Raw genomic sequence first — 17,808 nt, 5'->3', positions numbered from 1 at the left:
TCCGGTTTGATCCTATTAATATAGAAAAGTTTTGTTCTTTGGATAATGGCATTATGAAACATTTCTATTATTCGATTTACCACTTTTCCTTACACGCTTACACTGGTAAAAAATTCATTGTAAAGAGCAGCCACTGCTCGGTTTTCCTGAAGTTCTTTCACACCAAACATCATACTGACTTCAGAAGACCCTTGATTGATCATTTCGATATTAATGCCGGCATTTGCCAAAGCCTTGGATGCCCTCGCAACTGTACCAACATTCGAACGCATTCCCTCTCCCACAATCATAATCAAGGATAAATTGTGTTCAATTTTCACCTCGTCAGCCTCTAATTCCTCTATAATCCGGTTCCTAATAATCTCTTCAAGCTCAGAGTCCATTTGATTCTGTCTTAAAATGACAGTCAAATCATCAATTCCCGAAGGAACATGTTCATAGGACAACTTTAAATCTTCAAGGATTTGAAGAAGTTTACGTCCAAAACCTATTTCTCTGTTCATTAAATATTTGCTGACATAAATGCTGCAAAAATCATTGTCACTTGCAATACCGACAACCGGACCATTCGTTAACTCTTTTTTATTCACGATCATGGTACCAGGTGATAACGGATTATTCGTATTTTTAATATTTACTGGAATCCCTGCTTTAAAGGCGGGAATTAATGCTTCATCATGCAAAACACTAAAGCCTGCATAGGAAAGTTCACGCATTTCTCGATACGTCAATACACTGATTTCCTTTGGTTTATTAATAATCGTTGGATTAACAGAAAATACGGCATCAACATCTGTATAATTTTCGTATAAATCAGCTTTAACTGCATTAGCCAGAATCGAACCGGTAATATCCGAGCCGCTCCGAGGGAACGTCATCACCTTTCCATCCGTTGTATAACCAAAGAATCCTGGAAATATGACAATTCCTTTTTTATTTCTTAAATGATATAGATTGGCATACGATTCTGCTAAAACCTGAGCATTCCCCGGCTCATCACTGACTATTAGTCCTGCCTCACGAGGATTCATGTATTCAGCCTCTACACCTCTGGCTTGGAAAAAAGCAGCTACCAATTTGGCATTATTGTCTTCTCCACTGGCTTTAACGGCATCCATAAACTGACCCTTATCGCTCAGGTCTCCATTAAGAATTTCCATTAAATCAGCTCTAATTCTTTCGACGACAGAGCCTGAAACGGATAAATCCTCTGCTATTAATCGGTATCGATCAATAACCATATCAAATAAATATTGATCACAAGCCCCATTTAACCAGCTTTCTCCACAGGCAATGAGCAAATCTGTCACTTTAGTATCGGATGAAAATCGTTTACCTGGTGCCGATACTACCACTATTTTACGTTGTGAATCTGATACAACAATCTCAAAAACTTTACTCAACTGCTCACCGGATGCAAGAGAAGTTCCCCCAAATTTAACTACTTTCATTCTGCATATCCCCTATGTTTAATTTTTCAGATAATATTAACTATTATCACTTCTCAGCACTAAAGTTTCAAGAGAAAATATAAGAAAATTTCAAATAATATCCATCAGGGTTTCCATTCTTTGAAAGTAAGTCTCATTCATCAAAGAATTAGAATGGCAGGATGACTCATGAAGGCGTAAATATTCTAGTTATCGATCAATTTTTGATGCCGTAAAATAAATAAATTATAAGTTTTAATAGATTATGTCGTAAACTTGTCATTTATAGACATAAGTTGGAAGTATAATTCTTAAAAATAGGGAGTGTTGAGGAAAAATAAGGTAAAATAATTATAATATTTAGTCTGGAGGGTTATCTTATGATGGCGGCATCTTTATTTGGATTAATTTCCATATTGGTATATTTAGGGATTATCGTTTTTATTATTTATGTAGCACTTACTATCTTAAAGTTAATGAAACAAAAAAATGAATATCTAAAGGATATTCGTGACGAAATCAAGAAAAGCAATAGCATCAATCAGTTAAATCCATAATTTTGATTCAATCTTTGATTCTTTATAACTTGTACCAATAACAATAAAAGGGCCGTCACTATGACTGACCCTTTTTTAAATTCTTGAATTTTTTAGGAACTATTATTTTACTTCTTCTTTATTTAATTTACTCCAATTGTACCAACCGTAAATCGCATTGATTGTCCACGAAACATACATGGCAACCATAGACCACTGTCCAAGCATAATGAACATAACCAAGCAAACAAGGTCAATTACAATCCATACGAGCCATTGTTCTCTATATCGTAATACCATGAGGATTTGAGCTACTATTGCCATTACATTAGTAAATGCATCATAGTAAGGCAGAGTATTACCGAGATAATTTTTACCGATATAACCCAGTGCGATAGTACATATAACAATTAACACAGCTGTAATGATCATCTGCACTGACTTAAGACTTTTTGCTTTTACTTGCATTGTTTCCTCGGTCATATTCTTCTTCCAAATAAATACACCGAGAATACAAGTTACGAAGTAGAAAATATTTTCGAAGAACTCAAGATACAGCCCCAACCCCCATACGATATACATATAGGTTACAATCTGTATAAAGTTGAAGATATAAGACGACAGTTTGCCTTTCGCTGTCAAAACAACACAGATTACACCTGATACTCCGCAAATCATACCGATAGGAGAATCAGGAACAAAGCAATATACAATGATTTGAAGCAGTACCATACTTATCATAAATATTTTTTCAAAGAGATTATAACCGTTCCAAAATTCGTTTTTTAGATAATTTTTAATTCTTTCCATTTTCAATGATTCTTTTCACATCACTTACAATAGTTTTGAAGTTGTTCCAATAGCCGCCATTTAGAACCGTTACCTTGTCCCAATTTCCCGAACTTTTAATATTGTTGCAAAGTATGTTGAATAACTCATTGCGTTCCTCCATTCCAGAATGAGCCATAAATCGCTCGTGGTCATCCACAAACTCGCCGCAAGGACATAGTAAATAAATTTTATCCCACCGACATTTTTTTGTGATTTCATCGGCCACTATAGCAACTTTTTCAAATTCTTCCTCTGTTAAGTCACATTGGCTGTCTCTGGAATACCCCTCTGCGTACATTCTTGTTACCATCGAGTCGGAGTCCGCAAAAAAGATTCCTTGATTGGAGGGTGAGTTAATTAATTTTTTATTGAGATTATACTGCCCTTCAAGAAAAGCCATATAGTCCGTTCCGTTTAATTCCCATTCGGCTATATTACTTTCTTGCATGTAGCCTCTTGCGAACTCATAACTGTACGGCGCATTGAAATATTTGCCCAGGTCGGCGGTTAATACTGATTTTCCTTCCGAAGCAGTACCGCATATAAGAATGTTTGTACTAAAAACTCTCCGGAATGGATACGTTATTTTATCCCAATGCTTTATGGGGTTTTCCCTTATCATCGTTGCTGATATTGGAGTTAATGCAAGTCGGTCAACCAAGATTGAGGTTTCATTAAACTTTCCGATTAAGTCCTCATGGTAATTCCTATCCCCGACATACCAAATTCTGTCGGTATCTGTAGGTATTTCTACCGCCTTGCGATAAATAGTTTCAAACTCTTTAAGCCAACCGTTCCAACCATTAGGATAATTTTCAATACCAATTTCATTTTCATTGATTGCATATACAGCAACCAAATCATCATCCGAAAAAAACTCTCTCACGTAACGATATCGCATTTTATGAGGCATAAGTGGTTCACCTTTGTCCCCGTCATATCCACATACAATGACAATACAACCGCCGTCGTTTTCTTTTTTTGCTTGCATAATTAGATCCAAATGCCCTCGATGAAGCGGAGCGAATGATCCAAATACAATACCAACTTTTTTTCCTTTAAGGGGTTTTTGGTAAGAGTTTAACACTTTTCTTCTCCCTTCTTTTTATTCTTTAAATATAAAAATTAAAAGAAACTACGCCCTCGACTGAACCTCTATTTCTCTCATAGTACTACATGTAAATTTAGCTAGTTCTTTATTTTATTATACTAAAATAACATTATGAAAGAGGTAAGATTTACTGAAAGCGTACAGTTATACCAGAGAAAAAGAAACACCAAAAAAGGAGGATACACATTTTGAGTGAATCCTCCTTTTTTCATTGCTTTCATATAGAATGTTTCTTCTAAGTAAAAAGGTTATATACAGTTAGCTAATTCAACCTACAGGATGAGGTAATTCCGATTTAAGGATTGTCTAAATCTAAAGTTTCATCAAGGTGCTGGGCATAGTAAGAAATACCACGCTTAAAGTACTGAAGTATTTCATCATTTGTAGTTTCCATTAAATTCATTAAGACAATTTCCATAGCCCTTTTATATTCCCCTGTATTATATAAAGCCATAGAATAAAAGACTTGCAGGGCTCGATGTTCAGGAAATTCAGTCACACCACGGTGAAGGATGTCAATAGCTTCTTTATAATGTCCCAAAATGCGGTAACTGCTTCCTAAACCAAGGAAACATCTTTGTAGATCAGAATCGGATAGACCTTGTTCAATTGCTTTAACATAATAAGGAATTGCTTTGTTACATAACCCAGAATTATCATAGGCAATCCCAATCTGATAATTTATTTCTGCATTTTCCGGATCATTTTCTGATAGATTTAACAGAAGATTAAGTGCATGATTTAAAATAGCCGAATCCTGTTTCTCACGACCATCTTCACGCAGCGCAATAGCATTATCCAGAAGTTCACGTGGATTTTTATTCATTTATCCCCACCTCATTGTTTCTTGTAATTTACAATCAGTCGCATTCCTTGTTCCCTACATTCGACAATATCGAATAAAACCCCTTTTTAGAAAAGTACAATTAAATCCAGATTTCTAAAGGAGTTGTTAATGTTATGAGTCACGCAGAACGACGGGGCAAGAAATATTTTGATGAGATTTTGTTAAGAGTTCTAGCTAACATGTTTACTAAATTACATCCCTCTTTTATTTTTACGGTTGCGCCTCCAAAAACTTAACGGGTACTGTTTTTGTTAACCAAACATGATTTTTCGAACGGTAAAACACATATCCTTGTTTCATCATTTCACCACTTCGTACACGATACACAACCGGTTTCCCATGCCGTTTTCCTACATTGATTGCTGTTTCTTCATCAGATGATAGATGAACATATAAACGACTCTTTGGAATTAGTCCAATACGTTCAATGGATTCTGTATACTTTTCTCCCGTACCATGCCATAAAAACTCTGGTGGTTCCACGATTTCCAGCTCTACATCAACCGAAATGGAATGTCCTTGATTGGCTCGAATAAGTGACTTGTCCTCATTAAAAGCGTATCTCTGTTTATCATCGGTTCGCACAATTTCCTCTAGGATGTTCATATCAAAAGGATATTTTTTAGAAATACCCTTAATCAATTCCTCGACATTCGCCCATCCATGCTCATCCAGAGTAATTCCGATGGATTCTGGTTTATGACGAAGAATCAAACTCATAAACCTGCTCGCTTTAATCAAACTCATTTTTTGGAATCCTCCTTTATAACATAAAAATGAAAAGAGAATAGAAGCTCCATGTTCGAAGCTGATTCTCGATTATTCGAATAGTTTCTTCTATTTTCTCATATAATACATCGATTTTCGCGAAACCAATGATTTAGAATAGCTAATCGGCTCGTGATATAATGATGAATAATTATGTACAGAGGACCCTAAAACAGGAGGCAGGTATTTTGTCCAAACTAGTAACTTTATTAAAAGAATCTAACTACACCGTTATCTTCACTGGTGCAGGTTTTTCGACTGAAAGCGGGTTACCTGATTTCCGCTCAACTAATAACGGATTGTGGAAGAAGCAAGATCCAGGCACTATTGCCAGTACAGATGCACTTAATCAAAATGTCAAAGAGTTTTTTGAATTTTATCGCCAGCGTGTGGTAGGAGTGAAGGAACACGGCCCACATAAAGGCCATTCTATTCTCGCTAAATGGGAACGTGAAGGTATTATTCAAAGTATTATCACGCAAAATGTGGATGGATTCCACCAGGAAGCCGGCAGCAATCGGGTAGCAGAGTTGCACGGAACCTTACAAAAAGTGCATTGCCAAACATGCGGTAAGGAATATGGCAGTGAAATGTATTTAAATGAATCCTATCAATGTGAGTGTGGCGGCAAGCTTCGCCCATCAGTTATTTTATTTGGTGAAATGCTGCCTGAAAAACCATTCATGATGGCCGAAGCTGAAAGTGAAAAAGCAGACCTGTTTATTGTTCTCGGATCATCGTTATCAGTGACACCTGCTAATCAGTTCCCTTTAATTGCTAAGCAAAATGGTGCGAAACTGGTTATAATTAATTTAGAGCCAACTAATTTTGATTTTTATGCCGACCTTGTGATAAATGATCGTAAAGCAGGTGAGCTTTTGGCAGAAATAGATGCCGAGTTAGCTGAAAATTATTAATAGATTCTGGCCAATCTTTTAGAAGGAGATTGGCTTTTTTATATGCAGTTATCTTCCATATCAGTACCTGAAAGCTGGACAAATTGTAACTAAACAAAAGGCTCTGTTCGTATATATTGCTGCTAATGTCTGTTAATTAACAAATCCCTATGTTACTTCATACAATATATTAAAAAATGGAGTTGTTATTTGTGGCGAGATGGATTGACATATCAACATCGAAACATCAATTAAAACTTTTTGATGGAAATAGGCTCATAAAAGCTTACCCAATTGCAGTTGGAAAAATAATATCACCAACACCTTCTGGGACATACAATATAATCAATAAACAACGTAATCCTGGAAGACAATTCGGAGTTCTTTGGATGGGTTTGTCAAAGCCTCATTACGGTATACATGGAACAAATACCCCAGCTTCAATCGGTAAGAATGTCTCACATGGTTGTATTAGGATGTTTAATCATGATGTTCTAGAATTATCATCTAGAGTACCAATTGGTACTAGGGTTGTTATTCATAAATGACTCTGTTAATCTAGCTCCTCTTACTGCATAATTTTGGTCAAATACGACATAAAAGCATCGCTTCTCTTATTCAACTAATCTTCGCCTTAGTTGAATAAGAACGGGAATTCAAAAACGAACATTATCTACAAACAGAGTCAAACAAAAAAACGACCCACTCATGAGCCGTAACGATATCATTCAACTATTATTCATTTAATTTAAGATTTTAGAATATCATGGTCAACATAACGTTCCCCATTCAGAGAACTGATTACATTTATCGCGACTCTTGCTCCGTCCCCTGCTGTTATAATTGTATGCATGCTCACACCAGCAACTGTGCCGGCTGCCCAGACATGATCAAGATAGGTTTTACCGGAATCATCGACATCAATTACTTTTTTAATACGCGGTTCAGTACCGTCCTTTATTTTAATGCCTGAAGCTTCAGCGAGGTCAACTAACATACCGGAAGCCAAGATCACTTCACTTGCCATATAGTTGGATTCTTCTGTTTGGATGATTACTCCATCATTCGCCACTTCGATTTTTTCAGCGGTTGCAACCTTGAATTCAGCGCCAAATTTCTCTGCCTGTTTTTTACCGATTGCAATAAGGTCAGGTCCAGTGATTTCTTCTACACCATAATGATTTTCAATCCAGGCACGTTTAGTGACACTTTTATCATTATCCAAAACCAACGTTTTTTTACCTGCTTTTGCAGTGAATAATGCAGCACTCGCACCACTTGGACCTGCTCCAATAACTATAACATCATACATTTCCTCAAACCTCCCCAGCCTGTTATGAATTCCACCTTTATTATAACGGAAATAATTACCAATCTCTATTGAAGTGATTTTGGATACCTGACCAATCGTTCTAGCGTATTAGCCATTGGCTGGTTAATAATCTGCTTGGATACCACAACCACCTGAATTTAAAAGACCATACCTCATATTCCAGCCAGCGTTATGTTGAAATTCACATCTATACTTTATTTATACGTAAGTTGTTCGCTTGCAGAAAGCCTAAATCCTCTTTAATAACTCAATTCTTTCACCATTATTCCCCTCAATAAAAACAATTGTCCAGCCATTTCCCATCCTTATTGGCCCCTCTAAAATAGATACATCCTTTTCATTTAAAATTTGTAAACAATCTGTTTCAAAACATATATGTGCCTCGTATAAACCTTTTTCATCAATTCTTCCATTTTCAATCAATTCAATCCTTAATCGGTCATTCACTAAGAATACAATCTTTTCTCCTTCCAACTCCATGTATTGTTCAGTACGAAATCCCAGATATTTTTCATAAATGAACCTTGTAAGCTCCAGGCTTTTCACCTCAAAACCGACGTGATGAATATTCAACGTTTTCATATAATTAAGTTCACATCTCCAAACTCATGCCATAAATACCCCTTTAGTACGGCTTCCTCATACGTTTTAAAAAGGAAATCCGAATCAATAAAAGCAGTGAGCATATCCAAATGGCTCGCCTCAGGTTCATGGAAACCAGTGAGGATACCATCTACTGCTTTCATATGGTAATTAGGTCCGATATACAAATTGGTGCTACCCTTGAGCTCTTCAGTTAGCAGAGCCGTCTCCAAAGCACGAACAACCGTGGTTCCGACAGCAATCACTCTTCTCCCCTCTTTTTTCGCATGCCGAATCATATCCATTGTCTCACTGGGGATTTCATAGAGTTCAGGATTGGTTTCCGGTTTTACTGGCCAGTAGTCATCTAGTAAATAGCTCAAGCCTGTGTGAAGCTGAATAAACTGAAGCTTAACTCCCTTTCTTTGAAGATTGAAAAGCATTTCCCAGGTAAAGGCTCGGCCAGCAGATGGCATTTCAACGGAGCCAGGGACTGAAGCATAGACCGTTTGATAGAAGTTTAAATCAAGTGCCTGTTTCGCATATTCATACCGAATGGGTTCTCCTTTCTGATATAAATAATGTAAAATACGATCCTCTGATTGAGAAAAACAAACACTCCACAAAGGGGTAGCTTCTACCCTGCCACTTATCTCTCCTTTCAATTGTCCTTCAGAAAAAATGAGCACATCTCCAACTTCTATATCTTCATGCAGGGCCAGCACTTCCCAGGCGTTATTCTCAATCTTTTTTGCAAACCTTATTTCTACAGCTTCGGCTTTAACGATCCCTTTTCTAGTAATTGTTGCCCTTGCTGAGGCAGGAATTGTCCTGCTATTATTTAAAACCAGAATATCACCTTTCTTCAGATACCGATCTAGATGGGAAAATTGAGTGTGTTCCATTGTTCCAATCCCTTTATCTGTCACCATTAGCTTGACTTGGTCCCTTCTCATACCTCTGAACTCGGGAGGTTCGGACGCATTTAATTCTTGAGGCAGAAAAAATTTTTTCCTGAGAGGCAATGCCATTATAATCCCTCCTGTTCAAGCTCGAACTTCTGTGCTTCAAACCGTTTACCGTTAATATGCCGTGAATGATTCGAGGCTAAATAAACAAAGGCACCCAGTACCTCCTCCGGTTTAGCCAGCTCCTCATTATGATTAGGATCTGCCAATGCATACATGTCCGTATCCATACTGCCGGGGTCAATCATATTGATTCGTATATTCGTTTCCGAGAGCTCATCTGCCCATGTTTCGGTCAGTCCTTCCAGTGCAAACTTCGAAATTCCATAGGCTCCCCATCCCGCATATCCTTTTTGCCCTGCTTCTGATGTCACATTGATAATAGAGCCTTCATTACGCTGAAGCATTCCAGGCAGAACACGTTTTGTAACCATAAATGGACTTAGGCTGTTTGCCTTTATAACATTCATGAAATCAACCTCTGAATAATCCAGTAAGAGTGGCATCGGGCTAGGCCCCAATACAGCAGCATTATTAATTAAAACATCAATTTGACCAAATCTGCTTTCTGTCATGGAAATAAAGGCTTCAACATCACGCTGATTTGTAACATCCGCTTTTACTGCCAGAACTGTACTACCCAATTCCTCAGTCATTCTTTTCACTTCCTGTAACCGCTCTTCTCCCCGCGCACAAATTGCGAGATTGTATCCTTGTTTTGCAAAAGCAAGGGCTAATGCTTTCCCTAATCCTTTAGATGCTCCTGTAATCACAACTGTTTTCATGATTTATACCTCCTATAGAAACTTATACTTATAGCGTATTGCAAAAAAACAGCCATGCCCTCGGAGGATGGATGGAGTTTCAGCTACATCTTTAGTAGTACTCCACCATAAAAAATGTATAATAATAACAAAACATCTATTAAGGAGACTAAAGGTGGTCCGTAAAATTTTTCTCTCAGAGATTCATATATTGAAAGAAATCGCTGAAACATTAAACGAAGGCACTGATTTAACAGAAGTTTTGGCTCAGGTATTAAAGAAGCTTTTAAAAATAACCTCTTTGGAAACCGGCTGGATCTTCCTTATTGACGAACGGGGCAATTACAAATTAGCCGCTTCTGAGGGACTGCCGCCCGCTTTAAAAATTTCAGACTATGAACCCATGTGTACAGGTGACTGTTGGTGTGTGAATAAATTTTTAAAAGATAATCTACATAAAGCTTCGAACATTATGGAATGCAAGCGGTTGGAAAATGCAAGATTGAATCAATGGGGCGATACGTATGGCCTTGTTTACCATGCTACTGTTCCCTTATCAGCTGGGGATGAAAAATTCGGCGTATTAAACGTAGCCGTAACGAATAAAGAAAGATTCGAAGCAGAAGAGTTGGGTCTCTTAGAATCCGTTGCCTATCAAATCGGCAATGCCCTGAGACGAATCCATTTAACAAAACGGGAGCAGGAACTGAAAGTTGCAGAGGAACGAAATCGCTTGGCACGGGACCTGCATGATTCTGTAAATCAATTACTTTACTCTATTAATGTGACATCAAAGGCCGGAATCAATCTATCAAAAGAGGATTCAATCAAACAGATTTTTGCTGATATTGGGAGGATGTCACAGTATGCACAGGCTGAAATGAAGGCATTGATCTGGCAATTACGGCCAGATGGACTAAAGAACGGACTCGTTTGTGCCCTCAAATCATATGCTGAAATACTCGGTTTACAAGTTATTGTTCAGGTGAAAGGGACAGGATCTCTCCCTTCAAAAATCGAAGGAAATTTATGGAGGATTGGGCAGGAAGCCTTCAATAATGCCATTAAATATTCCGGTCAAAAAGAAGTCTTACTTTTTCTTGAATACAAACAAAATCATATTATCATGTCGGTTGAAGATGGCGGAGTAGGATTCGATATTTCATCAGTAAAGGGATTGCCGAGTCTTGGGCTTAAGAGTATAGAAGAACGCGTAACAGCCCTGCAAGGGAAATTAAGCATAATTAGCAAAAAGAACTCCGGCACCAGTTTAACGGTTGAATTGCCATACTAAAGGAGAATTTTAATGACGATAAAAATTGTTTTAGTGGATGATCACCATGTCGTTAGGAAAGGACTGGCATTATTATTAAATAGCCATCCTGATATGAGCGTAATTGGAGAAGGAACAAACGGTAAGGAAGCAATTGAACTGGCCAAAAAACTGACTCCCGAGATTATGATAATGGACTTACTAATGCCTGTAATGGACGGAATCGATGCAACAAAACACATTGTGGAAACCATACCGAATGTGAAAGTTTTAATCCTCACCAGCATGTCAGATCAAGACCATGCCATTCCTGCCTTGGATGCGGGAGCCAGTGGCTATCTATTAAAGGAAAGCGACCCAGAGGAACTAATCCTAGCTATTAAAAAGGCAGTAAACGGAGAAATCTATATTCATTCCAAAATTACCGCAGAATTAATGACAGTTCTGCAAACGAATAAATCCAAGCAGAATTCGTTAGAATCATTGACTCAAAGAGAAAAGGAAGTTCTCAAGGAAATCACCAACGGCAAAAGCAATAAAGAGATTGCTTCAGCACTTTACATAACCGAAAAAACGGTAAAAACTCATGTATCCAATATCCTGTCTAAGCTAGAGCTGCAGGACCGTACTCAGGCTGCTCTTTTTGCGATACGAAATGGTTTTTAATTGATTTGGATTCGCTGTTATTTTATTGGGGATTTATGTACTCTTCCATTCAATTCATCCGGTAAAAAAAAGAGAATAGAAAATCTATATAAAAAACCAGGTGAGTCATGACTCACCTGGTTTTTTATACGTAATTAAGCAATTAGCGAACTGCTTTCTCACGGGTTATAAGTACGTAAATAACCATCGACATGAATACGGACACAGCCGCTGTCATATAAATACTGCTGTAGCCAAATGAATGTCCAATCTGTCCGAAAATCATAGCTCCTATCCCTATACCTAAGTCAAAGAACGAGTAAAATGTAGCATTAGCCATTCCTTTACGATTTTGGGGTGCCTGATCAATTGCCCATGCCTGTAAGGCTGGCTGAACGCTTCCAAATCCAAATCCATAAAGGAAAGCCGCAAATAACATCATGCTGGTGCTAGGCAGCCAGGATAGTAATAGCATCGCAATAAACACCAACAATGTTCCCGGTATAAATACAGCCTTGTGCCCTTTACGGTCATATAATTGTCCGGCAAACGTTCTTGTCAACATAACAGATAATGCATAGATAACAAAATACCACTGGATTCCATCGATTCCCTTTTGTGCTGTATATAAAGGAAGAAAAGTAGCTATTCCCCCAAAAGTAAATGTGATGAAAAATGCCAGTATGGATGGTTTTAACGAGCTTTTTTCATATAGATCCAGTATCTTCTTACCAGTTGGCTGCACAGTCACTTTCTCAGCTTTCTTGAACTTAATCTGCGTTGCTACCAGAAGAGCAATAACTCCTAGAATAGCACAAATTAAGAAAAACTGATTAAATGGTATCATAACAACCAAAGCAAGACCAAGAGATGGCCCAATAGCCATCGCAATATTTCCGGACAGCCCAAAGTAACCCATTCCTTCACCCCGTCTTGATGCCGGAACCAAGTCTGAAGCAACCGTACCAGTAGCTGTAGTTAATGCTCCCCAACCCAATCCTTGAATAATCCGCATCATGAACAGCAAAGCAATACTTGCCATAAAACCAAATGACCCGAGGGTAAGGATAACAACAATTAAACCTCCGAAATAGACAATTCGTCTTCCCTTCGTTTCCAATGCCTTGCCGGCAAAGGGCCTAATCAGCAAAGCTGAAAATGTAAATATCCCCACAACTGCTCCTATTAGCTGGTCACTTCCACCGAGATGTTTAACGTACAACGAAATTGTCGGCAAGGTCATTTGAAAACCTAAAAAGATCAGGAAGTTTGTAATACAAATGAAGACAAAATCTCTTGTCCATATTTTTTCCTTCTTTATTTTTTGTTTAACTCCTTGTTGTGCTTGATCAATCATTTTATACCTTCTTTCTGCTCCTTTACATTATTTATATTACCCGAATACGAAACTATCTTTCTATGGAAATTTAAAAAATACACAAAAAATCCCTTCTTTTGTAGGCAAGGGAGCAATATATTGTTATTCCCATTTGATAGTATCCTACACCTTTCTGTATTAAAGACTACTTGCTTAAAATGTATTTATAAATTAACTTCCTATAATGTTGAAAGGTTCCACATCTGAATCTACCAGCATACTATCAAACAATTTTTATAATATCATTTTTATTTGAAATGACAGATACTTATGATAGCTCATGCTTGTAAAAGTCCAGTGTGTAGTCTTTATTCTATTAAATTTATTAATAAATTTTTATTAGGAGGTTGTAAATGAGAAAAATAGGAGCGACTGTATTAATTTTGTTAACTTTTATCGGAATTGGATTAGGCTATATTCAATATAAAAAGTCAACTGTTGAACAACGTGTAATTGAGTATCTGACAACTGAAGAGAACATTTCAAAGAATGACATTATTTCCAGTGAACCATTTATTGCAAATTTACGAGGAGATAAGAATTGGATGGTTAGTATTCGACTAAAAGATGATAATAAAACCTACTATTATTACAAAAATAAAAATGAAGTAATTTTAGAATCGTATGTAGAAAACGGAGTAGAACACGTTCAATAAAAGGTAGTAAGGGGAAAATCCTTCATAAATAGGATTTCCTAAATTAATTGGATATAATTAACACTTAAGTTTAACATATCCATAAATAAAAGAGCTCAAATCCATTTGAATTAGAACAGTCGGAGTTGAGCTTCACTTTATTATTAAAATTATAATGATAATTATCTTAACAAAAGTGATTACCATACTCATTCAATCGGTAATCTATTTTGTTAATTTATGATGGAAAGCATAAATTACTGCTTGGGTACGATCCTGAACTTGAAGTTTACCTAAAATATTGCTCACATGTGTTTTAACCGTTTTAAGTGCAATAAATAATTGATCTGCTATCTCTTGGTTCGTCTTTCCTTCCGCCATTAATAATAAAATTTCTATTTCTCGTGATGTTAAATCTTCGTGCAAATCTCTTTTATTTGCGTTCCTAAATTTAGACATGAGTTTATCTGTCACTTCCGGTACCAGAACGGATTGCCCTTTATAGGTTTCGCGTATCGAATCTGCTATTTCACTTGCTTTCGAGGTTTTTAACATATAGCTGATTGCACCTGCTTCAAGAGCCGGGTACACTTTTTCATCATCAACAAAACTCGTCACAATGATTATTTTTGCCTCCGGCCACTCCGCTAGAATCTGCTTGGTTGCCTCAATCCCATCCATTTCAGGCATTACCAAATCCATCAATATTACATCAGGCTTTAGGCTCAATGCCATTTCGACACCCTTAAGTCCATTTTCCGCTTCCCCTACCACTTCAATGTCGGATAAAGAAGATAAATAAGCAGAAACACCTATACGAACCATTTCATGGTCATCTACAAACAATACTCTTATCATACTTTCTCACCTACATTCACTAATGGTACTCTTACTTCGATTCGCGTGCCTTGCTTTGGTACCGAAACCACCTTTAGAATGCCGCCAATTTCTATCGCCCGCTCTTTCATATTTTGTAACCCGTAAGAGCCAGCCTTCGCTTCATCTGCGGTAAATCCAACACCATCATCAATCACTCTCATAATTAAAGAACGTTCATGCTGAATAATATACACTTCCAATAATTGTGCTTTAGCGTGCCGTAATGTATTCGAAACGGATTCCTGGAGGATTCTAAATAAATGATCCTCAATCCCTTTCTCCAATTCCAAATCTTCCACCTTCCATTTTACTGTAAAAGGGATTTTTTGTTTGAGTTCACTTAAAAGATTATCTACGCCTTCCTTCAAGCTTTTATCCTTTAAATGCACAGGACGGAGATGCAAAAGTAAGGCTCGCATTTCTAATTGGGACTGTTGAATCATACTTTCAACCATCCTAAGCTGTTTTTTCTCAGTTGTCTCTTCATTCCCACCTGATTCATTGATGGCTGACATAAGCATGGAAGCAGCAAAAAGCTGTTGACTGACAGAATCATGGAGTTCTCGGGCCAATCTATTTCTCTCCTCCTTAACCATCTCCTGAACTCGTTTTTCCTGTTCCACAGAATTTTCAGTAGCCAGAGCCTGAGAACGTTTTGCCTGATCAAGAAGGACTGTCTGGATTTGTTTTATTTTCTCGAGAGACTCAGATAACTCCTTTGTCTTAATCTCTTTTTCCGAAAGGTTTTCCCCGAGGTTTACACTTCGTAATGTGTCATTTAACTGATTTATTTCAGATTTATAAAATAACCCGCTTGCAATTCCGAAAAAGACACCAAACAACAAGGCAATACTTAGCGCAAATAACAGAAATGGCACATTAAAGATTTTCTTCTCATATAAAGGAGTCCAATCAGAGGAGAAAAAGATTACATAATAACATAAAAATATAGTTAGAAATAGCAGTAGAGAGATTGATATACAGATCAGTAATTGGCGTTTTAGTATACTCATATCCACTTCACCACCAAATTGCCGGCACCGATCGAAGTAACGACCTTTATTTTATAGCTAGCCTCGTTATATCCTTCTGATCTATACATAATTTGCTGATTCCTAAGCTCATTTTCCTTTTCTTCAAATAAACGTACTTTTCCATATAAACAGGTATGGGATATTTGTACACCCACATCGTACGGAACAAATATTTCAATGTCCCCAATACCATTCCGAATCGAAATGACTGATATTTCCTTCGGTAAGACTGTATTGCTCAAATTGATATGAGTATCTCCGTATACGCTTATCACATTCAGATCATTCCATTCGTATACATACTCAGGAGTTTGCTGACTTCCAAAAATTCTATTCGTAATTACAGGCTTGGATATTTCACCATTCCCATTCTGTTTTTCCTGCTGTTCAAACGATTCTTTAGGTTTGATTTGAATAGGTTCACGTCTCTTTTGAAGATGTTGTGAAATATAATCGAGAAGAATAATAAAGAGTAGGAGCCTGACAATGAATAGATTAATTAAGCCTATAAGACCTGATATTATACCAATCCAAAATATCATTTTCCCAAATAGTTTAGAATAACGGGAATAGCCGTAATAAATACAAATTCCCGAAAACAATACGGTATAAAGAATTTCATGAAAGCGAAAAAAGATAATTTCAATTAAAGCAACAATTAAAATAGCAATTAATATTTTTTCTGCCCAATGCCCTTCTTTATATCTCTGCATATTCCTACCCCCCTATCCGTAATTCATCATAGATGATCACCTGCTGATTACTAATCTAAAACAGACGCAGCAAAATACTGCGTCCTACATACTAGAATACCATTTTTTTAATTCACTGTTTCCTTCCTTTTTAAATCTTTTTCAATTTCTGCAATGCGGGTATCAATCGTTGCTTCATAATAATTAGCTTTCACTCGATTTTCTATTTGCATCATATAATCATCAATTTCTAAGGATTGTTGCCCTTCACCCTCTACAGCGTCTTTACCGGACTCCATTAACTTATCCATTTTATGATGAACCTTTGCAATATTTTCCCGCCCCATCAGCTCAAGTCTCTTTATATGCATATCTTTCAGCTTTTGCTTCATTAAAGTAAACTTCTCTTCAAGCTGTTTTAAATCAAGACCAATTTGCACAAGCAGATGTTCAATTTTGGCTGAACGGTCCTCATAAACCGCCTGTTCCTTAATGGCAAATTCGTATAATTCACTCACATCGCCTGCTTCTTTAGCAATATAAGCCTGATGTTTACGTTTATCGGCCATTTCCTTAGCAACCGCTAATTCACGCTTTATTTCCTCTTTCAATCGATATTGACGTTGTATTAATTGTTGAACCTGTTCAACTTCTCTTTCGGATTGTCTCAAATATTGATTCAATTTTGAAATTGGATTCCTCTCCTCCTGCTTATCGATTAAATCATGAAGATCTGCTTCTACCGAATTTTTCATACGAGTAAATAAATTTGCCATGTTTCCTGCACACTCCTCATTTAAAATTTTTATTTAATTGTTCCCATTCTTTTTCAAAGTTTGTAAATGGATCATCATGACTCACATAGTCCTTTTCCTTCTTATGCTCCTTATATAGATAATAAAGAACATACATAGCCACCAAGCCAATTAACGCAGGTATATTACCAACTGAAGCCAATAATGTAATAACCGCAATTGCTCCCCAAACCACTTTCGACAAATTTATATCCGACTTCATGAATCCTTTCACGGCAAAATACAAAATAGCTAATGTAATGGCCAATGTAATAATGGAACCAATATTACCGATAACGATTAGACCAGCCACCAGCACAATCAAGATCAATCCGAGATTTTTCATTGATATTCCCTCCTTATGTCTTTAGTTTAACTTGGAAGAATATTCTTTATAACGACCCTGAGCTTG

The 17,808-nt window shown here is 37.0% G+C and carries 21 protein-coding genes; 6 read left to right on the top strand and 15 right to left on the bottom strand.

Going from position 1 to position 17,808, the window contains the following annotated elements; all coding sequences use genetic code 11:
- Positions 1 to 89: 89 nt before the first annotated feature.
- Complete coding sequence (locus AC4G3O_RS07995) at positions 90 to 1,451, bottom strand: aspartate kinase (RefSeq protein ID WP_491136040.1); 1,362 nt, start codon at positions 1,449 to 1,451, stop codon at positions 90 to 92.
- Between the two features lie 359 nt (positions 1,452 to 1,810).
- Here AC4G3O_RS07995 and AC4G3O_RS07990 point away from each other — a divergent pair, with 359 nt between their 5' ends.
- Positions 1,811 to 1,987 carry a hypothetical protein gene (locus AC4G3O_RS07990; RefSeq protein ID WP_175354221.1) on the top strand — a complete coding sequence of 59 codons (177 nt, stop codon included), beginning with the start codon at positions 1,811 to 1,813 and terminating at the stop codon, positions 1,985 to 1,987.
- Between the two features lie 102 nt (positions 1,988 to 2,089).
- Here AC4G3O_RS07990 and pnuC read toward each other — a convergent pair whose 3' ends face one another.
- From pnuC to AC4G3O_RS07970, 4 genes are all read right to left on the bottom strand, one after another.
- Positions 2,090 to 2,776 carry a nicotinamide riboside transporter PnuC gene (gene pnuC, locus AC4G3O_RS07985; RefSeq protein ID WP_139891347.1) on the bottom strand — a complete coding sequence of 229 codons (687 nt, stop codon included), beginning with the start codon at positions 2,774 to 2,776 and terminating at the stop codon, positions 2,090 to 2,092.
- Complete coding sequence (locus AC4G3O_RS07980; RefSeq protein ID WP_139891348.1) at positions 2,763 to 3,884, bottom strand: AAA family ATPase; 1,122 nt, start codon at positions 3,882 to 3,884, stop codon at positions 2,763 to 2,765. Before AC4G3O_RS07980 ends, pnuC begins: the two co-directional genes overlap by 14 nt.
- Before the next feature lie 319 nt (positions 3,885 to 4,203).
- Positions 4,204 to 4,734 carry a tetratricopeptide repeat protein gene (locus AC4G3O_RS07975; protein WP_491136039.1) on the bottom strand — a complete coding sequence of 177 codons (531 nt, stop codon included), beginning with the start codon at positions 4,732 to 4,734 and terminating at the stop codon, positions 4,204 to 4,206.
- A 231-nt stretch (positions 4,735 to 4,965) separates the two neighbouring features.
- Entirely contained in the window at positions 4,966 to 5,502 is a 537-nt protein-coding gene (locus AC4G3O_RS07970; protein ID WP_490558209.1) for an RNA 2'-phosphotransferase, read from the bottom strand.
- Between the two features lie 209 nt (positions 5,503 to 5,711).
- Between AC4G3O_RS07970 and AC4G3O_RS07965 the strand changes: the two genes are divergently transcribed.
- On the top strand, positions 5,712 to 6,440 hold the full coding sequence (locus AC4G3O_RS07965) for an NAD-dependent protein deacylase (protein WP_491136038.1): 729 nt from the start codon (positions 5,712 to 5,714) through the stop codon (positions 6,438 to 6,440).
- 191 nt (positions 6,441 to 6,631) lie between these two features.
- The gene (locus tag AC4G3O_RS07960; RefSeq protein WP_491136037.1) at positions 6,632 to 6,967 is read left to right on the top strand and encodes a L,D-transpeptidase; all 336 of its coding nucleotides are present in this window, start codon (positions 6,632 to 6,634) and stop codon (positions 6,965 to 6,967) included.
- Between the two features lie 200 nt (positions 6,968 to 7,167).
- Here AC4G3O_RS07960 and AC4G3O_RS07955 read toward each other — a convergent pair whose 3' ends face one another.
- The 4 genes from AC4G3O_RS07955 to AC4G3O_RS07940 form a co-directional block, all read right to left on the bottom strand.
- Positions 7,168 to 7,731 (bottom strand): NAD(P)/FAD-dependent oxidoreductase, encoded by a 564-nt coding sequence (locus tag AC4G3O_RS07955; RefSeq protein ID WP_491136036.1) that lies wholly within the window; start codon positions 7,729 to 7,731, stop codon positions 7,168 to 7,170.
- Between the two features lie 249 nt (positions 7,732 to 7,980).
- On the bottom strand, positions 7,981 to 8,334 hold the full coding sequence (locus AC4G3O_RS07950; RefSeq protein ID WP_140461201.1) for a VOC family protein: 354 nt from the start codon (positions 8,332 to 8,334) through the stop codon (positions 7,981 to 7,983).
- Entirely contained in the window at positions 8,331 to 9,365 is a 1,035-nt protein-coding gene (locus AC4G3O_RS07945) for an S-adenosylmethionine:tRNA ribosyltransferase-isomerase (protein WP_491136035.1), read from the bottom strand. The genes AC4G3O_RS07950 and AC4G3O_RS07945 overlap by 4 nt, the downstream gene beginning before the upstream one ends.
- The gene (locus AC4G3O_RS07940) at positions 9,365 to 10,087 is read right to left on the bottom strand and encodes an SDR family NAD(P)-dependent oxidoreductase (protein WP_139891355.1); all 723 of its coding nucleotides are present in this window, start codon (positions 10,085 to 10,087) and stop codon (positions 9,365 to 9,367) included. Before AC4G3O_RS07940 ends, AC4G3O_RS07945 begins: the two co-directional genes overlap by 1 nt.
- A 154-nt stretch (positions 10,088 to 10,241) precedes the next feature.
- Between AC4G3O_RS07940 and AC4G3O_RS07935 the strand changes: the two genes are divergently transcribed.
- Complete coding sequence (locus tag AC4G3O_RS07935; protein ID WP_257468959.1) at positions 10,242 to 11,360, top strand: GAF domain-containing sensor histidine kinase; 1,119 nt, start codon at positions 10,242 to 10,244, stop codon at positions 11,358 to 11,360.
- Between the two features lie 12 nt (positions 11,361 to 11,372).
- The gene (locus AC4G3O_RS07930) at positions 11,373 to 12,005 is read left to right on the top strand and encodes a response regulator (RefSeq protein ID WP_139891357.1); all 633 of its coding nucleotides are present in this window, start codon (positions 11,373 to 11,375) and stop codon (positions 12,003 to 12,005) included.
- A 142-nt stretch (positions 12,006 to 12,147) separates the two neighbouring features.
- Here AC4G3O_RS07930 and AC4G3O_RS07925 read toward each other — a convergent pair whose 3' ends face one another.
- The gene (locus AC4G3O_RS07925; protein ID WP_066101151.1) at positions 12,148 to 13,341 is read right to left on the bottom strand and encodes an MFS transporter; all 1,194 of its coding nucleotides are present in this window, start codon (positions 13,339 to 13,341) and stop codon (positions 12,148 to 12,150) included.
- 374 nt (positions 13,342 to 13,715) lie between these two features.
- On the opposite strand from AC4G3O_RS07925, the gene AC4G3O_RS07920 reads away from it, so the two are divergent.
- Complete coding sequence (locus AC4G3O_RS07920; protein WP_066101154.1) at positions 13,716 to 14,018, top strand: DUF3139 domain-containing protein; 303 nt, start codon at positions 13,716 to 13,718, stop codon at positions 14,016 to 14,018.
- A 204-nt stretch (positions 14,019 to 14,222) separates the two neighbouring features.
- On the opposite strand, the gene AC4G3O_RS07915 is transcribed toward AC4G3O_RS07920, so the two are convergent.
- The 5 genes from AC4G3O_RS07915 to AC4G3O_RS07895 all read right to left on the bottom strand — a co-directional run bounded on the left by AC4G3O_RS07915 (position 14,223) and on the right by AC4G3O_RS07895 (position 17,742).
- Entirely contained in the window at positions 14,223 to 14,855 is a 633-nt protein-coding gene (locus AC4G3O_RS07915) for a response regulator transcription factor (RefSeq protein ID WP_066101156.1), read from the bottom strand.
- Positions 14,852 to 15,889 (bottom strand): sensor histidine kinase, encoded by a 1,038-nt coding sequence (locus AC4G3O_RS07910; RefSeq protein ID WP_140461194.1) that lies wholly within the window; start codon positions 15,887 to 15,889, stop codon positions 14,852 to 14,854. The genes AC4G3O_RS07915 and AC4G3O_RS07910 overlap by 4 nt, the downstream gene beginning before the upstream one ends.
- Positions 15,886 to 16,623: a cell wall-active antibiotics response protein LiaF gene (liaF, locus tag AC4G3O_RS07905; protein WP_491136034.1), complete on the bottom strand. Its 738-nt coding sequence runs from the start codon at positions 16,621 to 16,623 to the stop codon at positions 15,886 to 15,888. Before liaF ends, AC4G3O_RS07910 begins: the two co-directional genes overlap by 4 nt.
- 107 nt (positions 16,624 to 16,730) lie before the next feature.
- Positions 16,731 to 17,378 (bottom strand): PspA/IM30 family protein, encoded by a 648-nt coding sequence (locus AC4G3O_RS07900; RefSeq protein ID WP_066101162.1) that lies wholly within the window; start codon positions 17,376 to 17,378, stop codon positions 16,731 to 16,733.
- Between the two features lie 16 nt (positions 17,379 to 17,394).
- On the bottom strand, positions 17,395 to 17,742 hold the full coding sequence (locus AC4G3O_RS07895; RefSeq protein WP_066101165.1) for a lmo0954 family membrane protein: 348 nt from the start codon (positions 17,740 to 17,742) through the stop codon (positions 17,395 to 17,397).
- Positions 17,743 to 17,808: the final 66 nt, after the last annotated feature.

It is taken from the genome of Bacillus sp. z14 (2026) (assembly GCF_058313575.1).
This window is presented reverse-complemented; position numbering and strand designations above follow the sequence as displayed.